13 protein-coding genes are annotated in these 18,517 nt (G+C 36.9%); 9 read left to right on the top strand and 4 right to left on the bottom strand.

Translation table 11 applies throughout. The annotated features are described in order from the left end of the window. Positions 1–602: 602 nt before the first annotated feature. The 4 genes from F3J23_RS19355 to F3J23_RS19340 all read right to left on the bottom strand — a co-directional run bounded on the left by F3J23_RS19355 (position 603) and on the right by F3J23_RS19340 (position 4,329). Positions 603–1,589, bottom strand: a complete 987-nt coding sequence (locus tag F3J23_RS19355; RefSeq protein ID WP_228455390.1) for a DUF3810 domain-containing protein — start codon at positions 1,587–1,589, stop codon at positions 603–605. 64 nt (positions 1,590–1,653) lie between these two features. Beyond that, the gene (locus F3J23_RS19350; RefSeq protein WP_167032830.1) at positions 1,654–3,099 is read right to left on the bottom strand and encodes an MFS transporter; all 1,446 of its coding nucleotides are present in this window, start codon (positions 3,097–3,099) and stop codon (positions 1,654–1,656) included. A 39-nt stretch (positions 3,100–3,138) separates the two neighbouring features. After that, entirely contained in the window at positions 3,139–3,867 is a 729-nt protein-coding gene (locus F3J23_RS19345) for a lysophospholipid acyltransferase family protein (RefSeq protein WP_185156483.1), read from the bottom strand. Positions 3,868–3,870: 3 nt separating this feature from the next. After that, positions 3,871–4,329 (bottom strand): GtrA family protein, encoded by a 459-nt coding sequence (locus F3J23_RS19340; RefSeq protein WP_167032828.1) that lies wholly within the window; start codon positions 4,327–4,329, stop codon positions 3,871–3,873. Positions 4,330–4,692: 363 nt separating this feature from the next. On the opposite strand from F3J23_RS19340, the gene F3J23_RS19335 reads away from it, so the two are divergent. The 9 genes from F3J23_RS19335 (at position 4,693) to F3J23_RS21850 (ending at position 18,396) form a co-directional block, all read left to right on the top strand. Then, positions 4,693–4,956, top strand: coding sequence for a hypothetical protein (locus F3J23_RS19335; RefSeq protein ID WP_167032826.1), 264 nt, complete (start codon positions 4,693–4,695; stop codon positions 4,954–4,956). An 85-nt stretch (positions 4,957–5,041) separates the two neighbouring features. Continuing rightward, positions 5,042–5,893 carry an ATPase gene (locus F3J23_RS19330; RefSeq protein WP_167032824.1) on the top strand — a complete coding sequence of 284 codons (852 nt, stop codon included), beginning with the start codon at positions 5,042–5,044 and terminating at the stop codon, positions 5,891–5,893. 17 nt (positions 5,894–5,910) lie between these two features. Beyond that, the gene (locus tag F3J23_RS19325; protein WP_167032822.1) at positions 5,911–8,196 is read left to right on the top strand and encodes an NADP-dependent malic enzyme; all 2,286 of its coding nucleotides are present in this window, start codon (positions 5,911–5,913) and stop codon (positions 8,194–8,196) included. A 208-nt stretch (positions 8,197–8,404) separates the two neighbouring features. Next, the gene (locus F3J23_RS19320) at positions 8,405–9,202 is read left to right on the top strand and encodes a GLPGLI family protein (protein ID WP_167032820.1); all 798 of its coding nucleotides are present in this window, start codon (positions 8,405–8,407) and stop codon (positions 9,200–9,202) included. An 82-nt stretch (positions 9,203–9,284) separates the two neighbouring features. After that, the gene (gene ruvA / locus F3J23_RS19315) at positions 9,285–9,869 is read left to right on the top strand and encodes a Holliday junction branch migration protein RuvA (RefSeq protein ID WP_167032818.1); all 585 of its coding nucleotides are present in this window, start codon (positions 9,285–9,287) and stop codon (positions 9,867–9,869) included. Between the two features lie 57 nt (positions 9,870–9,926). Further along, the gene (gene sprA / locus F3J23_RS19310; RefSeq protein ID WP_185156485.1) at positions 9,927–17,009 is read left to right on the top strand and encodes a cell surface protein SprA; all 7,083 of its coding nucleotides are present in this window, start codon (positions 9,927–9,929) and stop codon (positions 17,007–17,009) included. A 107-nt stretch (positions 17,010–17,116) separates the two neighbouring features. Then, a complete protein-coding gene (gene gcvH / locus F3J23_RS19305) occupies positions 17,117–17,494 on the top strand; it encodes a glycine cleavage system protein GcvH (RefSeq protein ID WP_167032814.1) in 378 nt (125 codons plus the stop codon). After that, a complete protein-coding gene (locus F3J23_RS19300; protein WP_167032812.1) occupies positions 17,436–17,846 on the top strand; it encodes a VanZ family protein in 411 nt (136 codons plus the stop codon). Before gcvH ends, F3J23_RS19300 begins: the two co-directional genes overlap by 59 nt. A gap of 412 nt (positions 17,847–18,258) precedes the next feature. Continuing rightward, on the top strand, positions 18,259–18,396 hold the full coding sequence (locus F3J23_RS21850) for a hypothetical protein (RefSeq protein WP_167032810.1): 138 nt from the start codon (positions 18,259–18,261) through the stop codon (positions 18,394–18,396). Positions 18,397–18,517 lie beyond the last annotated feature (121 nt).

Genomic DNA, 18,517 nt, shown 5'->3' with positions numbered 1-18,517 from the left:
GAAATACTTTTCAGAATGATACCTATTTCTGAAGACAACTTTACCTCCATACTCTTCAATCGTGAAAAAAATGTAAGCCGGAAAATAAAAAAGAAAGTAAATAAAATCCTTTTCGATAGAATAAAGTATGATAAGGAAAAACAAATGGACATTCCATATAAAGAGGATTGTAACTTTAGAGTAAATATATCTTTAAATTGATGCATTAAAAGCGATTCACATTTTTTGGATATATTTTGAATTTTATAGGTAATAACTCCAATTTTCTTCTGGTGAGAAATGAATAATAACTGGAATAATTTTTATTCAAACAAATGTTTGATTTATTGTGTTATTATCAAATTAAGTATAATTTATCTGGTTTTTTGTAGTTATATGGGAGAATTGACTATGATTGGTCTCATGGGCAAACAAACTCAAAAAAACATAAAAAATCATAAAGTTTTCATAAAGTTTTAAAAAAGAATGGAAATGTTTTTGTATTTATAAAATATGTCGTACTTTTACAACGCCTTGAATGAGGGAACAAGTCAAGGTAATAAATTTTTTTTCATCATTTGTGTTTTTAGAATCGTATCGCCTGATACGATTCTTTTTTTTATCTACTTTTCATAATTTAAAAGGAGGTCTATGAAGTAAGAATAAGTAACAGAACCTTCCTGTTGGTTAGTCTTCAGGAACAGATTGTTGGTAAATCCGAAGAAATCATCCAGCCATCCCTGGTGACTGAAGACAAAGCTTTTTTCATAGGCGCGATCTCTTTTCATGCCCGGAGAATAATTGTTAAGAGCTTTTTTTACAAACTGAGGATCCTCTTCCACAATGAATCTTAAAAGGCTCTTTAATGTAAAATATTCTGTGCTGTATTTCAAATCCTGATTCGTGGAGTTGATCCCAATCAGATATCCCACGAAGTTGGCCTCCTGTTCTCTCGCAAAACCAAGCTGATGAGAACTTTCATGAGCCGTAGTGAAAGGAATAAAAGTAGGAGGCAGTTCAGAATTATACTGGGCTTCCGCAGTAAAAGGATTATAATACCCTAAAATTCCTGTAAAGCTCATGATGTTCTTAAATAAACTCGGTTTAATGGCAAGAACTCCCGGTACATTTTTATCCGAAATATAAGAAGGAATTTTCGTCTGTTGGTAGAGGATCTCTTTCTGAACAGATTTTAGGTCAGTGATGATGAATATCCCTTTTTCATTTTCACGGACGGCCTGCCGGGTAGTTTTGCACTTATCAAGATAAACGAGAGCCAGCTTTTTAGCTTTATCAATGTCCGGCTCTTTTTGGCTGGAAAGCTTTTTAATAATAGGCGTCTGAAAATACAGCATCCCCCAGAACATCTGGTAAATACAATAGAAAATGTTAATAATGATAAGGAGTTTTATCATTGAATTATTCCTCCTGCTTTTCTTACATAATCCAATCAGGTAATACAAAATAAAAACTCCCAGTACAACATATATAACATCCCCCATTGAAAAGGGCATCCAGCTGAAAAGCATCTGATGAGCTTTCTTCTGAAGTTCGAAAAAACGTTCAAAAAAAGAGACTGTTATCTTCAGTTTGGAGAAACAGTAGAACAAAAGAAATTGGGCAAGTAATAAACCTGCCCAAAATCTCTTCTTCTTATATATTGTTTTTGATATATTAATGACCATTACCTTTCGATACTTTATCAAGATCAATACCCTGAGCCTTTAAGATTCCGCTTACACGGACCGCATAAAACGCAAGATAAGCAAAACAGATAACTCCTACGATATAACTGAAGTGAATGTTTGTAATGTCGGCAATATAACCTTGTATAAAGCTTACAATACCACCACCCATAATCATCATGATCAGATATCCTGAACCCTGATTGGTATGTTTTCCAAGTCCGTTAATCGCCAGTGCAAATATACAAGGCCATAATGTAGAACAGAAAAGTCCCACACTTGTAAATGCATATACAGAAACCATTCCCGCAGTGAACATTCCGATCAAAAGTGCTGTGATTCCCGCTAAGGAAAAGATGAGAAGCATTCTTGCCGGATTTCCTTTACTCAGGATATCGCAGATAATCATTGCAATGATAATAAACCCATATACATAGAAATGAGTAAGATCGTGTTTAGCAATTGCATTCACCAGTAAGAAAACACCGAATGCAAGATAAGGAGCAAGGAATCTTAATATTTTTTTGAATCCTGCACTTACATCAAATGCTTCTACAGCACCTGTCCAACGGCCAATCATCAATGAAGCCCAGTATAAAGAAATATAAGGAGCCACTTCTTTTGTTTCAAATCCAAGATTTTTTTCCATATAAGCCGGAAGGTTACTGGCTGTAGAAACTTCTACTCCTACATACACAAAAATAGCGATCATTCCCATTACTAATTGTGGATACTGGAATGCTGAACTTCTGTGCTCTCCCGGAGTGCTATCGTCCGTATCGGCAGTATTGGTTGGTGTTACAGCTGGAAGTGAAGAAAACTTTAGCATTAAGGCAACAAGAGCGAAAGCTGCTCCCAATATCAGATAAGGTATTTTTACACTTTCAATACTTGCTTCCGTATTAGCTGCAGAAGCAGAACCGAAAATAGCAAACGCTACAATAAGCGGTCCTATGGTAGTCCCCAGATTATTAATACCTCCCGCCATTGTTAATCTCTGAGATCCTGTTTCTGTAGGACCTACTTCAATAGCAAGCGGGTTGGCAACAATCTGCTGAAGGGAGAACCCTAAACCTACAATAAATAATCCTGAGATCATTAAAGGAAATGAATGCATATTGGCTGCCGGATAAAATAACAGCGTTCCCAGTGCGGAAATAAGGAGCCCCAGAATAAGCCCGTTCTTATACCCGATTTTATTGATCAAATCCTGTTTCAGGCCTTTTGATACGATCATATAAATTAAAGAACCTACTGTGTAAGCCACATAAAAGCATATCTGAACCAGCATACTTTCTGTTTGGGATAAATTGAAGGCTTTTTGAAAAACTGGGATAAGAATATCATTACTGGCTGCTACGAATCCCCAAAAGAAGAATACAGTAACCAACGGAATGAATTGTGCCCAATTGGTTTGTTTAGAATAATTTGACATATTTATTATAGATTTCACAAACAAATATAACTATTTCCTTTAAACGGAATACTTTAATAAGGTTTTTTTTATTTCCTGGTAGGCCTCTGCTTTTAAGTCTTTTGGAGAATCAGCAGGTTCCAGGATTCCGTTGAAATAGACCTTTACCCGTCCCGGATAGCCCTTTGAGCTTTCAAACGGGAACATTTCCTTAAGCCCTATAAAAGTATACATAGCAATAGGAGAGTGGTGTTTTGAAGACAGGATAAATGCCCCGTCCTTAAATTCGTCAAGAATAATAGATGTATCATCCGGCACACCGCCTTCAGGGAAAATGGCAATACTGTTGCCTTCTTCCATTTTTTCAGCACATCGTCGGTATACATCGGCACGGCTTCTTGCACTGGCTCTGTCTACCATTACACATATTCTTTTATAAATAGTTCCGAATATAGGAATCTTCACCAGTTCTTTCTTTCCCACAAAGCAGACCGGATGATCCGGAAACAGAATGCAGGTAAGCATAATATCCATAATGGAGGTGTGGTTGGAAATGAACACATAAGGCTTGTTCTTATCTTTTTTCTGTTCTGAAAGATGGATGAGATCATATCTGAAGCCCATACCGTAAAACATCCCGAAACACCAGATTCTTATAAGTTTATAAGCGTACTTATAATGTTTTTTGTTAAAAGATAAAATATAAACAGGAATCCCGATAGTGACTGTCAGAACAAATGCCAATAGCAACAGCCAAAATCTCCACAGATAATTTAAAATTTTTGTCACCGCTTAACCGTTAAAAATTACTTTCTTTTTTACCGAATAATTCAGAATTGAAACCAGTAAGATAGCTGCAATTTTACTAATCATTTCCGGGCTCAAGGTATAAAAAATTAAATTGATATTATCTTTAAATATAAAACTGTAAAATACCTGGAAAAAACCTAAACTCACTAAAGTAGAAAAGAAAGAAACTACCATGAAGTAGGCGAACTCTTTTCTTTTAGAATGTTTTCCTCTTTCAAAAACAAACCATATGCTCAGAAAATAATTAGTGATAATCCCACAGCTGGTAGAAAAAATGTTGCTTAAAGGATAATGCACACCATAAAAATTGGTTTCCCTTGCAAAAAGATGAGGAAGGTAGGTACTGAAGACCTTAAAACTGCCAATTTCTACAATAGCACTCAGTCCTCCTGCAATAATGAAGAACAAAACCTGTTTCTGGCGTAAGAGTATTTCTTTCATTCAATTAATATAAAAACTAAAATATTTTCCATATTATATGTAGTACAGGAATGATTTATATCTCATCAGACGAGATCTTTATCCTATTCTATATATTGATAACGATTTTAAACTGTCAATAATTATAGAACTTTACAATATGAATATGCAAATTTATAACTATATGTTAAACACTGAAAAAAGTTGTTAAAATATTTTTTTAAATAAAAATTATTTCTAAATTTATTATTCAGAATGATGTAATTAAGACCTGATAATAAATTCATTTTCAACTCTTTGTGTTGATGGTTTTTTCTATCTTGTAATGCCTTGTAAAGAGCATATACTCCAACATTTTATGACCCAATTTATAACAATATTTGTATGAAACGTCAAAACAAATACAGAAAATTCCAGCTTCAACAAAAAAATATTGAGGCTCTTGAGAAAGAAAATTCCCGCTTCAAAAGAGTGTACACAGAGTATGAAAATATGTCTAATGAATTGTGGAATCTTGAGAACTCGAGCGGAGAACCCGTTCCGGATGATTTTATCAATGCAATGGTATTGCAGGCTTCTTATCTTGAAGATGAAATTGAAGATTGGCTTATTCAGTTCAATGAAAAAAAAACAAAGATTAAACATTAATGATTTTAGACAGCTTCCAGATTGTTTTTAAATGCTAATTGAAGATAAATTCATAATTTAGCACCCTTAAATTAAAATCTAAAATATGGTTGCTATTGTAGATAGTGGTTCTACTAAAACGGATTGGGTAATACTGGATGACTTTAAAAAAGTCTTTCTGAAAACAGAAACCATAGGCTTCAATCCGAACTTTATCAACAGAGAACTTATCGCTCCTGAAATACAAAAAAATAGCAATCTGATATCGGTAAAGAATTCCATTACCAAGGTCTTTTTTTATGGCTCCGGATGCGGTGTGAAAAAGAACTGCGAAATCATAGAAGAAGAACTTAAGAAAGTATTTGGAAAAGCTGAAATCATTGTAAAGGAAGACCTCACTGCAGCTGCTTATGCGGCATACAGTGGAAAACCTGCTATCGTGTGCATTCTGGGCACAGGATCAAACTCATGCTTTTTTGATGGTGAAAGCCTGAAGATCGAATTACCTTCACTCGGTTTCCTGATCGGAGACGAGGGAAGCGGCAGTGCAATAGGAAAACAACTGGTGCGCAGATACTTCATGAAAAAATTGCCTTCAGATCTTCACCATGAATTTGAAGCAGATTATAATCTTACCGTAGAAGATGCATTGAAAAACATGTATCACACGCCAAGACCCAATGCCTATTTGGCTAATTTTACCAAATTTGTGATCGAAAGAAAAGATCATCCTTATTTCATGGATATGGTTTTTGAAGAAATGAAAAGCTTCTTTGAATACCAGGTTCTCCCTTATCAGGAAGCCAATGATGCCGAGATCAATTTCATTGGTTCTATCGCTTATTATTATGAAAATATATTACGTTCTGTAGCCGCAGAATTTAATTTAAATGTGGGACATGTTGTGCAGAAACCAATTGAAAGCTTAGTAGATTACCACATTAAATATATCCTTTAAACAAAAAACGAAATTTTATGTCAAGTAACAACAATCGTGACGAAAAAAACTTTAGCCAGGCCGCGCTGGATTATCATAAAGCAGAACCCAAAGGAAAAATTGAAGTAATTCCATCAAAGCCACACTCTTCTCAGAGAGACCTGTCACTGGCTTACTCTCCCGGAGTAGCAGTTCCTTGTATGGAAATTCATGACAAGCCGGAAACTGTATACGATTACACAGGAAAAGGAAACCTGGTAGCCGTAATTTCTAATGGTACTGCCGTACTTGGACTTGGTGATATTGGAGCCGAAGCTTCAAAACCGGTAATGGAAGGGAAAGGTCTTCTTTTCAAGATCTTTGCAGATATCAATGTTTTTGATATTGAGATTGATGAGAAAGATCCGGATAAATTTATTGAAATTGTAAAGGGTATTGCTCCTACTTTCGGAGGAATTAACCTTGAAGATATTAAAGCTCCTGAAGCATTTTATATAGAGCAAAGATTAAAAGAGGAATTGAATATTCCTTTAATGCACGATGACCAGCACGGAACAGCTATTATTTCTGCAGCTGCATTGATTAACTCTCTGCAGATTGCCAACAAGAACATCGATGAGGTGAAAATGGTAGTGAACGGAGCAGGGGCAGCGGCTATTGCATGTACCAAGCTTTATATTTCATTAGGATTGAAAAAAGAAAACGTCCTGATGTGTGACAGTAAAGGAGTAATTAATCATAAGAGAGAAAACCTTACTCCGGAAAAACTGGATTTCATTGCTCAGACAGATATTGAAACCCTGGAAGATGCCGTAAAAGGATCTGATGTTTTCGTTGGGCTGTCTAAAGGAAATGTAATGACTCCTGAGATGTTATTGAGTATGAACGAAAATCCAATCGTGTTTGCTTTGGCGAACCCGGATCCGGAAATCGCTTATGATCTTGCACTTGAAACCCGTAAAGATGTGATCATGGCAACAGGGAGAAGTGATTATCCTAACCAGGTAAACAACGTATTAGGATTCCCTTATATCTTCCGTGGAGCATTGGATGTACAGGCTACAGGAATTAACGAAGAGATGAAATTGGCGGCCGTACACGCTATTGCTGATCTGGCTAAAGAACCGGTACCAGAAGCTGTAATCTTAGCATATAACGTTCAGAATCTGCAATTCGGAAGAGAATATTTCATTCCGAAACCATTTGATAACAGATTGATTACAAGAGTGTCAAGTGCTGTTGCGAAAGCAGCTATGGAAAGTGGTGTGGCGAGAAAAACCATTACAGATTTCGAAGAGTATGAGCACCAGCTTTTAGACAGGATGGGAAGAGACGAGAGACTCGTAAGAATGATGCAGAGCCGTGCGAAATCCAATCCGAAAAGAATTACCCTTGGAAATGCTGAAGAATATAACGTATTGAAAGCAGCACAGATTCTTTATGAAGAAGGAATTGCCTACCCAAGTCTTTTAGGAGATAAAAAATACATCAAGGAGCAAATGGAACGTTACGGAATCAATCTGGATGTCCCAATTATTGATCCAAGCGATGACGATCAGAAAGAAAACAGAAAGAAATACAGAGAAACCCTTTGGAAACTTCGCCAGAGAAAAGGAATGAACGAGTACAAAGCTAAGAGATATGTTCGCCAGAGAGATTATTTCGGACCTTTGATGCTGAGACACGGAGACACAGACGGACTTATTGTAGGATTCTCTAAAAACTATACTTCCGTATTACGCCCTGTTCTGGAAGTTATTGAAAAAGATAAAGGAGTAGACAAAATTGCAGCTATGATGATGATCTTGTCTGAAAAGAAACCTATTTTCTTCGCAGATACTTCCATCAATCAGAATCCTACGGCAGAAGATCTTGTAAATATTGCTAAAATGGCAGAATTTACAGTGAAATCTTTCGCTATAGAACCGAGAATTGCAATGCTTGGATTTGAAAACTTTGCGGCCATCTCTGAAACGTCCAAAAAAGTAGCAAAAGCAGTGAGCATCCTTCATGAGAAATATCCTAAAATGATAGTAGATGGTGAAATTCAGCCGGATTTTGCAATGAATGCAGACCACCTGAGTGATTATCCTTTCTCAAAACTAGGAACAACACCGGCAAATACATTTATCTTCCCGAATTTAGAAAGCGCAAACCTTTCATATAAAATTTTAAGAGGAATGAAAGTGGCGCAGGTAATAGGGCCAATTCTTATGGGATTAAAGCAGCCGGTACACGTTCTTCAGATGCGTTCAAGCGTAGATGAGATCGTAAACCTTGCAACGATTGCTGTTCTTGATGCACAGAGAAGAGAGAAAAAGTAATTTGATTGACCTTATTATACAAAAGCACCTTGATAAAAGGTGCTTTTTTTGTTTATATACCCGGAAATTTATTAACTTTTAGAACAATCAGTTCTCTTAGTGAGGTTTTTATTATCTTTAGCAACAATATATAGTGATGTATTTTTACTATTTAATATCATCCTATTCAAAGAACATAACAACAAAACTAATAACCTGATATATGCCATTGAAAACATTCATAGTAATTCTGCTTTTCTCATTCGCTCAAAATTTTTATTCTCAGGATATGAGAATAGACTATAATCTTGTCTATAAAGAAGATACATTAAGTTCTGAGACAATATCAAAAAAAATGGTGCTCCTCGTCCAGGATGGAGAATCCAGATTTTGTACAGAAAAACAATATGAGGTAGACTCTCTGAGAAGTACTGGTTTTAAAGGTTTTATCGTACCAGATAATGTTTTTGATGCAGTGAAGGATAAGCAGAATAGAAGTTCAAGATATTACTATATATTATCCGATGTATATAAACTGACAGATCCTATACTGCTGAACTGGAAAATAGAGAAAGAGGTTGCTAAAAAATATGGTTATAACTGTCAGAAAGCAACATTAAGCTATAAGGGAAGGGATTGGGAAGCTTGGTTTACACAGGATATTCCCTTACAGGAAGGTCCCTATGTCTTCAAAGGATTACCAGGTCTGATTGTGGAGATGGAAGATAAAAGTCGCTCCTATAAATTCTCCTTTTCAGGGTTGAAAAAAAGCTTTTATAAAATGAATATTGAGGGGGTTAGTTCTAAGCCAATGGAAATCTCAAGGAATAATTTTAAAAAGGTAATGCTGGATTATTATAATGATCCGTTTCGTGAGATGAGCTCTGGAAATGTGAAAGCAAAGCTTAAGGATGAAAAGGGAAATGATTTAGAAATCAATTTTAGGGAAATGACAAAAAATGTACAATCTTACCTCAAAAAAAGCAACAATCCTATAGAATTGTCAGAAGCGATTAAATATCCATAGTCGTTAAAAACAATTTATTTTAACCTTTAATGCTGTATTTGGGGGTTAAATTTTTATATTTGGGGAGTTTCAAAAATTAATAATGATATTTTCTTTACAAGGTACTGTTCAAGAACTTACACCTACCTATGCCGTGATCAACGTACAAGGCGTTGGCTACTATGTGGGGATCAGCTTAATGACCTCACAGACACTTACTTTAAATCAGCAAACTGTTTTATTTATTCAGCAGATCATCCGTGAAGATGCTCATCTTCTGTTTGGCTTTAACACTCGTTCAGAAAAAGAAATGTTTAATCTGTTAATAAGCGTTAACGGAGTAGGGGCAGTTTCAGCACTTATTCTGCTTTCTACTTTAAGCCTTGATGAGATTGCATCGGCAATTCTCTCCGGTAATAGTGCATTGATTCAGAAAGCTAAAGGAATCGGTGCAAAAACAGCCGAAAGAATCATTGTAGACCTTAAAGATAAAGTCCAGAAATTCAGTGATCCTGCCGCGAATATTTCTGTAATCACAGATAATAAAATTAAGGAAGAATCGTTATCTGCATTAGAAGTTTTAGGGATTCCTAAACGAGCGAGCGAGAAAATTGCAGATAGAATTATAAAACAAAATCCAAACATCTCGGTAGAAGAATTGGTTAAACAAATTTTAAAAAACATTTAACATTTGGTGGCGAATAATAAGCATTTTAACATATTTTTGTTTCTTTCGTTCCTGTGCATGTCTATCGGTGCTTTTGCACAGGTAAAAAAGGACACAGCGATCATAAAAAAACAATATGAAGTGGCTGACCCTACAAGGTATGAAGCCTATTACGATATAAAAACCGGGATGTACTACGTATATCCCAAAATCGGAAATACAATAATAGGACCTCCTAAGGCGATGTCTCCGGAAGAGTATAAAGAATATATGCTCGCTACCCAAACTCAGGCATATTATAAAGAGAAATCCGATAAATACAGTCTTCTTTTCAGAAGAGATAAAACAGATGCAAGAAAGAAGGGGCTTATTCCTTCACTTCAAATTAATAATAAGCTGTTCGAAACCATTTTTGGCGGCAACAAAATTGAAATCATTCCTTCCGGTTACGCATCCCTCGACTTTGCCGGACTTTACCAGAAAATAGACAATCCAATGATCCTGCCGCAGAACAGGACGAGCTTTACCTTTGATATCGATCAGAGAATTCAGCTGGGATTATTGGGGAAAGTAGGAGAAAACCTCCAACTGAAGGCCAACTATGACACCCAGAGTGGTTTTGCGTTCGAAAACAGAATGAACCTCGTTTGGCAGGCAAAAGGAAGCTGGAAAGACCTTCAGAGCAAAGGACTTGGTAATGTAGATAAACCTAATGAGGGAGGAGAAGATAAAATTATTAAAAGAGTTGAATTCGGTAACGTAAATATGCCGCTTTCAACAAGCTTAATCCGGGGTTCACAATCATTATTCGGGGTTAAAACAGAGTTTCAGTTAGGAAAAACCTTTGGAACCGTTGTTCTTTCCCAGCAACAGGGAGAAGCCAGAAATATTGTAGTACAGGGTGGTGGTGTGATGAACAATTTTAAGGTCAACGCCATTGACTACGAAGAAAATCAGCACTTCTTTTTAGGACATTATTTCCTTGATAAATATGATGGTGCTTTAGCTAATTATCCACAGATTAATTCCACAATCAATATTACCAGATTGGAAGTCTGGGTATTGGATCAGGGAAACAGTAATCTGGCCTATCAGAAAAGTATTATTGGGATCAGGGACCTGGGAGAAGGTCCGGCGGGAACGGCCCCTTTACCGGATAACTCTCTGAACGGCTTATATGATGAAATATCAGCCGCTGCAGGAGTAAGAGACGCTGGCAAAAATTATACTACTGCTTTTCAGGGAAAGACTTTCTCGGGAACCGCAACTCCTTATGATAACGGAGAAGAATATATTGTTGCTACAAAAGCAAGAAAGCTGAATGCTAACGAATTTATCTTTCAGCCACAGCTTGGATATATTTCATTGAACCAGAAACTTAATGACCAGCAGCTTTTAGCGGTTTCCTATTCATACACCGTTAACGGAAGCAATAAAGTATATAAAGTAGGAGAATTCTCTGAAGAAAGCCCTGTACTAATCACTAAAGTTCTTAGGGTAAATAACAGAATAAATACACAGTCTCCGATGTGGCCGCTGATGATGAAGAATATTTATTCTTTGGATGCGGGACAGGTAGCACCCGATGGTTTCATTCTTAACATTTATTACAGAGACCAGAAAACGGGAGGTAAGGTAAATTATCTTCCCGAAGCTCCTGCAGCCATAAAAGATATCAACCTTCTGAAATTAATGAACTGGGATCGTCTTAATATGAACGGCGATATTCAGAACAATAAAGACGGAAGTAAGGGAGATGGGATCTTTGACTTTGTGAACGGGCTCACCATAAGACCGGAAACCGGCAGGATTATATTTACCAAAGTAGAACCCTTCGGTAAATACATGGAAAGTTTGGTAGGAAATGACCCTAAATATGTGCTTCATGATTTATATGATAAGCAGAAGCTTCCTCAGTCGCCATTACCTCAATGGTATACCATAGAAGGGCGTTATAAAGGTGTTCAGGGACAAGGGATTTCTTTGGGAGCTGTAAACGTTCCCCAGGGATCTGTAAAAGTTGCTGCAAATGGTGTGCAGCTTACCGAAGGAGTAGACTATACGGTAGACTACATGCTTGGAACCGTTACCATCATTAATGAAAATGTAAAACAATCCGGACAGGCTATCAATATCTCACTGGAAAACCAATTAACATTCAATACCCAGAGAAAACGATTCTTAGGATTGAATTTAGAAAGAAGGTTCAGCGAGAATTTTATTTTGGGAGGAACTGTAATTAATTATTCCGAATCTCCGCTTACCCAGAAGGTAAACTTCGGACAGGAAGCAGTGAACAATACCATGGCGGGGATCAACCTAATGTACAATAATCAGGCTCCTTACCTGACAAGGCTGACCAATAAACTTCCTATGGTAAAAACGGAAGCGCCTTCCAACTTAAACTTCAAAATGGAAGCAGCATATTTGATGCCTGGATTAAATAAAGGAACTAACAATCAATCTTATATTGATGATTTTGAACAGACCACTTCAAAAATATCATTAAAAGAACCTGCAGCATGGAGTCTGGCCTCAAAACCTGAAAAAAATACATTGCCGCCATTCAATACTCCACCAGGAGATAATGACCTGACAAGTGGATATGGAAGAGGGTTATTAACATGGTATAATATCGATCCGAGATTCTGGGGAGTAGGAGGAAAAGCTCCTGCAGGAATTACACCACAGTCTGTATCCAACCATGCCTCCAGAAGAGTACAATATTCCGAGATTTATAATAACAGAGATTTCGTAGCAGGTGAACAAACCTTTACGAATACTTTCGATATTTCTTACTTTCCAAAAGAAAAAGGACCATACAACGTAAACCCTGCAACAGAACAGGCGCAAAGCAGATGGGCCGGAATTATGAGATCAATCAGTGTTCCGAACTTTGTGACTTCAAACATCGAATACGTTGAATTCTGGATGATGGATCCTTATGCTGACGGGAAAACACTGGGGACTAATCCAAAACTTTTACTGCATTTAGGAAACGTTTCCGAAGATGTTCTGAAAGATGGAAAAATGCAATATGAAAACGGACTTCCAACTCCGGGCACACCATCTTCCACAACAAACTCAAACTGGGGAGTACAGCCAAAACAACCGCCAATCCTATATGCTTTCTCTACAGAAGGAGATGAAAGAAGAGTACAGGATGCGGGATATGATGGTCTTACTTCGGATCAGGAAGCAATGAGATTTGGAAATACATTTGTAAACCCGGTGACCAATATTGCTGACCCTGCAGTGGATGACTTCGTATTTTACATGTCGGATAAATTTACAGGAAGCCAGGCCGCTTCAATTGTAGAACGATACAAATATTTCAGAAATCCGGAAGGAAACTCAGAGGCAAACTCTCTGAACGTATCTTCACAAACTCCGGATGTTGAAGATATCAATAAAGATTATAATCTGGATCAGACTGAAAACTATAATCAGTATGTTATAAAACTTGATCAGCAGAGCTTATCACTAAGTGCAGATAATAATATTGTAGATGTTAAAACCGTAAAAGCATCTTTTCAGAACGGACAAACTGCAGATGTGAAATGGTACCTGTTCAGAATTCCTGTTTCCAAATATGATTTGCAGGAAGGTACACATGAGGCCGGAGTACTGAATAACGTAAGATTTGCAAGATTAATGCTGGCAGGATTCGATCAGACTTCTACTTTAAGATTCGGAACAATGGACCTTGTAAGATCAGATTGGAGAAAATATCCTAAAAATATTGCTCTTTACCAAATAAAAGATCCTGTGACTGGTGCTCCAATTGTAGACCCTGCATTAAATGAGGGAAGTACGGAAGTGAGTACAAGCGATCTTGATGTAGGAAGTGTAAATATTGAAGAGAATGCTCTCAATCAGCCTCCGTATGTATTGCCTCCTGGTATCGACAGACAAGTATTAAGTGGAAATGCCGGAGCACAAAGACAAAATGAAGCTTCGTTGTATATGAAAATTAATAAGCTTCCAAACGGTGAGTCAAAAGGTGTATTTAAAAATACATCATTAGATATGAGAAGATATAAGAAGCTTAAACTTTTTGTTCACGCTCATGATCCGATTAACAGAGTAATCGGGATGGATCAAAAGACTAAATTTTTTATCCGTTTTGGGACTGATGCTACGGACAACTATTATGAATATGAAGCGTCTTTGAAGCTAACCCCTACTACTGCCACTGCCCCAATGGAAATCTGGCCAATGGAGAATGATGTGGATCTTGATATTCAAAATTTTGTAGATGCAAAAATTAGAAGGGATAAAAATAATTCAACTAAAATTAATGTAAGAATACTAGATAATGCTTTTGGAGGTGGAGAGAATGATAAAAAGATTTACATCAAAGGGCGTCCAAGTTTAGGAAATATTACTACAATGGTTATTGGGGTAAGAAATGGAGAAGTAGCCGGAGGAACAGGAGGTTCTATAGACAGAATTCTTTGGGTAAATGAAATCCGTCTTTCCGAAATTGAAAATGACGGAGGTTATGCTGGAAATGCAAGTTTAAACTTTAACCTTGGAGACCTGGCAACCGTTAATACGAACGCTTCTTATACATCAGTAGGTTTCGGAAATATAGATTCAAAACCTGCAGAAAGAACACAATCTACACAATCGGCATTCAGTATCAATACCGCGATTAATGTAGACAAGTTCCTTCCTGAAAAGACAGGTGTGAAAATTCCTTTAAACTATTCTTATTCACAGACAATTGAAGATCCGAAATACAATCCATTGGATACGGACGTAGAATTTAACAAGGCTCCGAATAAAGAACAGTTGAAGAAAGTAGCAAGAACATATACTCAGCAAAGAAGTATTGGAGTTGTTAATATGCATAAAGAAAGGGTAAACCCAAATAAGAAGCCTAAGTTTTATGATATTGAGAACGTTTCGGTAACAGCTGTTTATAACGATGATTACTTCAGAGATATCTATACGAAGAGAAATTACAGACAATACCTGAGAGGATACATTGATTATAACTACACTTTCAAACCTTGGGTAATTAAGCCTTTCAATAAAATGATCAGCGATACGGCAAAATCTGCCAAATACCTGAGATGGGTGAAAGAGTTTAATATTAATCCTATTCCTACAAGAATCTCTTTCAGAACTGAAATCGACAGAAATTATAATGAGCTTGAGTTTAGAAATGTGGAAGCTATTATGAGTGGAAATATTGGAAACGATTTTGATGCAATCAGAAACAGAAACTTCTATTTCGGATGGCAGTATGGATTAGGATTCAATTTCACAAAAGCATTAAAGCTTGAAATCAATTCTGCAACCAGAACGCTTAACGATAACATAGATGTAAATACGATGGATAGTAAGTCGATTTTCGGAAATGTATTCAGATCGGGAAGACCGGTATTGTATAATCACAGAGCACAATTGAACTATAAACTGCCATTCCAGTATCTGCCTTATCTGGATTTCATTGATGCAGAATTAGGATATGGATTTACCTATAACTGGAATGCAAGATCTACTTCATTGCTTGGTTTTGTGGATCCTGATACTAATAAAGTAACAAGTTTAGGATCTATAGGGCAGAATACCAATGTTATTCAGGCAACAGCTTCAGCAGACCTTCCTAAGTTCTTCGGACAGTTTAATTATTTTAAAAAGATTAATGCTAAACTTCAGAAAAGAAGACAGGAGATGGACTCTCTGAACAATGTTTATACAAAGCAATGGGAGAAAAACAGATACAGATACAAAAAACATAAGTTCAAGAATAAACTTTCTGTTCTTCAGGGAGCTGCATACTTCCTGACTTCTTTCAAACAGTTGAATGTAAGTTATACAGAAAATAACGGTACGGTACTTCCTGGATTGCTATCCGCTCCAAACTGGTATGGTTATGGACAAACATTAGGAGGCCCTACACTTGGATTCCTTCTCGGATCGCAGGCAGATATCAGAAGAACTGTAATGGAAAACGGATGGGTAAGTGGCTCCAACTATATGACGGATCCATATGTGAGAATGTCTACAAAAGAATTAAGGGCAGACTTACAGGTTATGCCAATCAATGATTTAAGAGTAGACCTTAATGTATTGCATACCTATAACAGTAATTTTTCACATACAGGATTTAATTATACAAATGGAGGCGTTCCGAATCCGGACTTTACATTTGCTAATGATATGATAACCTATTCCAACACAACGATGCTGCTTAGTTCGTCATTTAAAGATGGGCAGGCCGTATATCAGGCTATCAGAGAAAACGCAAGAGCGCTTTCACAACAGTTAGGTGGTACGGGTGCATTGGATAACAACGGATTTGCCAAGCATTACAGCATAGGAAATGCATATGTACTGATTCCTGCATTCAGAGCCGCAATGGAAGGGAAATCTGTATCGCCGATGACGAATCCTAAAAAATCAGGATTCCCGTTACCAAACTGGAGGATTACCTATTCAGGATTAAAGAATATCCCGATAATCAGCGGACAGTTTACGAAGTTTGATATCTTACATGGCTACACCGCAACCTATACGGCAACAGGAATTCAAAGTAATATAGATTATCATAGTAACCCGAACGGATATTACCAGACAGTAGATGATGCCGGGAATATAACTAAAAATGATGGGGATAAAATTAATCCTTATACATTCGCTCAGGTAGGATATGTGGAATCTTTCTCACCACTTATCGGAGTAGATGTTACGATGAGGAATAATATGCAGTTCGGATTACAGTATAACAGAACAAGAATGTTGATCCTGGGATTAGTTAATCAAACCCTTACCGAAGATGCCAACTCAGAATATGTGGTAAGACTTGGATATATTATCCGAAACTTCAGATTGGGAACAGCCAATATCAGAGGAAGAGGAACAAGAGGAAAGGGAAGTGATCTTAATATCAGAGGAGATATTTCCTTGAGAGATAGCAGAACTTCCATCATGAATATTCTGCTGAATGATTCCCAGGTAACAGGAGGACAGAGACTGATGAATATCAAGCTTTCTGCTGACTATAATGTTTCCGAGAATCTGAACCTGAGAGTGTTCTACGAACAGATGACCTCGAAGTATAAGATCTCCACAGCATTCCCGCTGTCTACGATCAGAGCTGGTATTTCAGCTACATTTACATTCGGAGATTCCGGAGGTGGATTCTAAAAACGATACAAACATAAAAGTCCTTCAGTTTTGAAGGACTTTTTTTATATCCGATATTTGAAGCTACTATATTTTTGAATACATTTGTACAAAATAAAAATTAAAAAATGAACACACCATCAGAATTAAAGTACACGAAAGATCACGAATGGATCAAGATCGAAGGTAATGTTGCTACAATCGGTATTACAGACTTTGCTCAGGGGGAACTTGGAGACATCGTATACGTAGATGTTGATACAGTAGATGATGCTCTTAATGGAGGAGATGTTTTCGGAAGTGTAGAAGCCGTAAAAACAGTTTCAGATCTATTCTTGCCTATTTCAGGAAAGGTTATTGAGTTCAATACAGATCTGGAAGATCAGCCTGAATTATTAAACACAGATCCTTATGGAGACGGATGGATCATCAAATTAGAAATTGCTGATGGGGCAGATCAGTCAGAACTACTTTCTGCAGACGAGTACAAAGCTATCATTGGATAAGATTTCAAAAATATTTAGTAAGATACTGCCCATTTATTGGGCATTTCTTACTTATATGCTTCTTAAACCCGGCGAAGAAAATCGTGAGTATTGGTTCATGTTCAACGGTATCGACAAAGCTTTACACCTAAGTATATTTGCCGCACTCGGATTCTTCTTTATGGCCGCATTCCCTAGAATAAAATTTTCCTATTTCTTCCAGATCATTCTTATATATGCATTCCTTACTGAAATTCTTCAGGAAGAGATGGGATTGGGAAGATCTATGGAAACCCTGGATGTTGTAGCCGATACCATTGGCTGTCTCATTGGTTACTATGTATATAAAATTTTGATCAAACGCTTTTTCTGATCAGTGATTTACAATCTTCGCTATACTGCAGGTGTCTTAGTTGCGTTATTCACACCCTTGAAGGTTATTCTGACAAGTATTCTTTTTCTCCTTTACATAAATTAAGCGAACAACCAACTTCTACTATCCGCAATCTTTGTGATCCAGTAAGGATGTCAGTAGTATCATTCATTTTCTTAAACGTAAAAAGACATAATACCATTTGGGTTGTACTATATAAGTATGCTTTCCTGCTGTAATTCTCCTTTTCACTTTTCCTATTTACTTTATTCAGGAGCTATTTCCTGCTATCCATTTCTACTCCTCGCGCCGTTGTTCCCGCACCAAGACCAAGAGCTATTCCTTGCGTACTGCGGGGTAACCATTTCTATCAGGGCTAGGGTAGAGGAGGTTAATAAGCCGTAAGCCATACATGATTAACGACCATTCTTCTTATTCTCTTCCCACCCCATCCACGCTCCAGCCCATTCTCGCCCTTCCTCCAAACAAATGTTTAAAATTTTTGTTTCTGCATTTCAGTGCATTAGGCTTAAAATGTGATGTCATATGAAATTTAAGTTAACAAAACTTGTTTTGCGTGTTAATAAGTTATTATCTTTGCCCCACTGAAAACGAGAGATTATCAGTAAGCGCAGAAGAGGCTTTTAAATAAGCAAAAACATGAGTCTACT

It is taken from the genome of Chryseobacterium sp. Tr-659 (assembly GCF_011752975.1).
Classification (GTDB): Bacteria; Bacteroidota; Bacteroidia; order Flavobacteriales; family Weeksellaceae; genus Chryseobacterium.
Note: the sequence above shows the minus strand (reverse complement) of the source record. Positions and strands in the feature narration are given on the sequence as shown.

Excerpts from the sequence above, each read along its gene's own strand:
- F3J23_RS19325 (WP_167032822.1), top strand. The coding sequence starts at position 5,911 with ATGTCAAGTAACAACAATCGTGACGAAAAAAACTTTAGCCAGGCCGCG.
- F3J23_RS19335 (WP_167032826.1), top strand. The coding sequence starts at position 4,693 with ATGAAACGTCAAAACAAATACAGAAAATTCCAGCTTCAACAAAAAAAT.
- F3J23_RS21850 (WP_167032810.1), top strand. The coding sequence starts at position 18,259 with ATGATTAACGACCATTCTTCTTATTCTCTTCCCACCCCATCCACGCTC.
- F3J23_RS19340 (WP_167032828.1), bottom strand. The coding sequence starts at position 4,329 with ATGAAAGAAATACTCTTACGCCAGAAACAGGTTTTGTTCTTCATTATT.
- F3J23_RS19330 (WP_167032824.1), top strand. The coding sequence starts at position 5,042 with ATGGTTGCTATTGTAGATAGTGGTTCTACTAAAACGGATTGGGTAATA.
- gcvH (WP_167032814.1), top strand. The coding sequence starts at position 17,117 with ATGAACACACCATCAGAATTAAAGTACACGAAAGATCACGAATGGATC.
- sprA (WP_185156485.1), top strand. The coding sequence starts at position 9,927 with ATGTCTATCGGTGCTTTTGCACAGGTAAAAAAGGACACAGCGATCATA.
- F3J23_RS19350 (WP_167032830.1), bottom strand. The coding sequence starts at position 3,099 with ATGTCAAATTATTCTAAACAAACCAATTGGGCACAATTCATTCCGTTG.
- F3J23_RS19300 (WP_167032812.1), top strand. The coding sequence starts at position 17,436 with ATGGGGCAGATCAGTCAGAACTACTTTCTGCAGACGAGTACAAAGCTA.
- ruvA (WP_167032818.1), top strand. The coding sequence starts at position 9,285 with ATGATATTTTCTTTACAAGGTACTGTTCAAGAACTTACACCTACCTAT.